The organism is Vagococcus sp., assembly GCF_036639995.1.
Lineage (GTDB): Bacteria > Bacillota > Bacilli > Lactobacillales > Vagococcaceae > Vagococcus.
In genome coordinates this window covers 12396-15316 of the sequence record NZ_JAVWHO010000052.1, presented here as the reverse complement: position 1 = coordinate 15316, position 2921 = coordinate 12396, and the positions used below count along the sequence as shown (strand labels likewise).

General features: G+C 27.2%; 3 protein-coding genes. 2 read left to right on the top strand and 1 reads right to left on the bottom strand.

Going from position 1 to position 2921, the window contains the following annotated elements; all coding sequences use genetic code 11:
* Positions 1–17: 17 nt before the first annotated feature.
* Positions 18–1337 (top strand): M20/M25/M40 family metallo-hydrolase, encoded by a 1320-nt coding sequence (locus RR554_RS10670; protein WP_332467992.1) that lies wholly within the window; start codon positions 18–20, stop codon positions 1335–1337.
* 328 nt (positions 1338–1665) lie between these two features.
* Here the strand turns inward: RR554_RS10670 and RR554_RS10665 are convergent, their stop codons facing one another.
* Positions 1666–2373 carry a CPBP family intramembrane glutamic endopeptidase gene (locus tag RR554_RS10665; RefSeq protein WP_332467991.1) on the bottom strand — a complete coding sequence of 236 codons (708 nt, stop codon included), beginning with the start codon at positions 2371–2373 and terminating at the stop codon, positions 1666–1668.
* A 101-nt stretch (positions 2374–2474) separates the two neighbouring features.
* Here RR554_RS10665 and RR554_RS10660 point away from each other — a divergent pair.
* A partial coding sequence (locus RR554_RS10660) for a helix-turn-helix domain-containing protein (RefSeq protein WP_332467990.1) occupies positions 2475–2921 on the top strand: 447 nt, incomplete at its 3' end.

Genomic DNA, 2921 nt, shown 5'->3' with positions numbered 1-2921 from the left:
AAAAGGAGGATTTTATAATGAATTTAGAAGATACTATTAACACGACATTTATTGAATATTTCGAATTTCTTGAAATACCCTCAATTTCTACTGAACAAAAAGGAATTGAAGAGTCTATTGATTGGCTGAAAAAAAGATTTGAAAAACTTGGAGCGGAACAAATAAAGATAATGGATGACTTTAGTGTTGCACCAGTTATTATGGCAAAGTTTAACGGTAACTCAGATAAAACAATTTTAATATATAATCATTACGATGTTCAGCCAATAGATGATATCGATAAATGGGAAACAGAACCTTTTAAAGCAACGATAATAAATGAGAAACTATTCTGTAGAGGTTCTAGTGACTGTAAAGGTGAAATTATAGCAAGGTTAATGCTAATAGATTATTTTCAAAATAATGGTGGTCTTCCCTGTAATATAATATTTTTTATTGAAGGAGAAGAAGAGATAGGCAGTCCTAATCTACAAAAATATTTAGATAAATATCATTTAGAAATGTCGGCGGACGTCTGTTTATGGGAGTGTGGATGGAAAAATGAAAAAGAGCAAATTGAAATCAGTTGTGGTGTCAAAGGAATATTGTCTTTTGATTTAGAAGTTCAAACTGCTAAACAAACTATTCATTCTGCCTATGCTGGCATAGTTGAAAATCCGGGTTGGCAACTTGTTAAATGTCTTTCAAGTTTAAAAAATGAACACAATAAAATTACTATAAAAGGCTTCTATGATGATATCATACCTTTAAACAACACACTTATTAATGCTATTCAAAACCTTGAATTCGATGAAGAATCATTTAAAAATATTTATGGAATTACTGAAGAGTTGATAGGGAGCGAGCATCAATTAATTTTAGTCAATGAACCTACTTTTAACATCAGCAACATTCAAGTAGGAGACAGATTAAGTAGTAACAGCATCCCTTCAATCGCTTCAGCAAAGATTGATTGCCGATTTGTTCCAAATCAGACACCAGAAAAAATATTAAATCTTTTGAAACAACATATTAAAAATAATAATTTTGAAAATATTAAAATAAGAAATGTGCATTATGAATCAGCTTATAGATCTGACATAACCAACTCTTATATAAAAAAATTAGTCGAAAGTACTAAAAAGATTTACGGAGTAGATCAGTGTCGATTAATACCCAATCTCTCAGGCGGTGGTCCTATGTCAATATTTGGAGAATTGTTAGATATTCCGATTGTTTCAATAGGATGTAGTTATTCAGGAAGTAATGTACATTCAGATAACGAAAATATAAGATTAAATGATTTGAAACAAAACATAAATTGTTTGAGAGATTGGATGTTGAAGATAAGTAAATAGTTATTTAACTTTATGGTAGACATAATCAGATGTTACACCAAGCTAAAAAGCCCTTAGAATCATTCTGAGGGCTTTAAATATTTTCTAAGATAATTCTCCATGTTTTTCTCTTAAAATCTTCAGATTTAACATAAGTGACGTTATACTGAGCTAGAAATGAAAAATAATACGAATTAATTCTCTTAAAATTAAACCGACAAAGACCCCAGTAATTCCGATTATCCAATTCTTCTTATTTTTCATAAATCTCACTCCTTATTTTTTCTTAATTATACCATGATAATATTTTAGTGATTTACATAATGTGGCATTATACCAAGTTAAATATTTAGTGTTTTCTCTCTTTTTTTAATAAGAAAAAAATAAAGATAATATAAAAAACAACTAAAATAGAAACGGATAATATTTGATTGTTTATAGAATTGTCTAAAGAAACAGAAGCTAAAATGTTAAATCCTGCATGAAAAAATATTGTTGTATAGATAGTTTGAGTCTTTAAATAAAGTAATGCAAAAACAATTCCTAAGAGTAGAGCATTGACTATTTGTAGTATAACTAAAACCATAGGAAATTCAGGATTAATTCCAGTAGCAACATGTAAAAGGCCAAAAACAACACTAGAAAATAAAATATATCTTTTCGTATTTACAGATAAAAAAAATAGATAAATAGATCTAAATAATGTTTCTTCAACAAAGCCAACTAATAACATTTGAATAATGATCAATACGATTGTTTTTAAGGAAAGAGAATGATTAATACCCATCACAACTGGCTGAATGGATGTAATGATTAACATAAAAATAATAAAAATAGGATTACATTTACCTTTTTTAAAGCCAAAAGGTTGAAGGGAATGTCCTTTTTTTTGCATATAAAAAATAAGAGTAACTGTAGCTATTGCAAAGGCAATTATTTGTAATAGTAAAAAGTTATCATTATCTAACTTTAAAATAATTCCCAACGCTGAGAATATACTGATTAATAGAGTTAACAGCACTCCGAAGCCTATTAGTTTTAGATAAATTTTTGTCATAATTATTCTCCTTTAAGTCATGTTTTATAAAATATATCATGGAATAAAATAAAAAATATGGTTATAATTCCTATATATCGGACTGAGATTAGGAGTAAAAAATGTATAATGAAATAATAAAAAAAATTCGGATAGAAAAAGGCATGAAACAAAAAGAAGTTTATTTGAATGTTGTATCAAAATCTTTTTATAGTGATTTTGAAGCTGGAAAAAATTCTATAGAGGTAAGTAAATTTATGGGGCTTTTAAGTAATTTAGGAATTTCTTTCAATGAATTTGAATATTATCAAAAAGAAAATGAAATTAATTTGGAAGAAAAAATTGATAAGCTTTATAATCAAGGACAGTTTGAAGAATTATATTCTTTTTATTTGGAAAATCATGAAAATAAACAAGTCACTTTAAGATACTTAGCGATGAAATCTTATTTACTAGTTTTAATAACTAATACGAATTTTTATAAATTTTCACGTGAGCCGTTTAGGGAAATAATCAGTGAAGTTGAAAATTATAAGACATGGACACTAAAAGAAATATCTTTGGCTAAA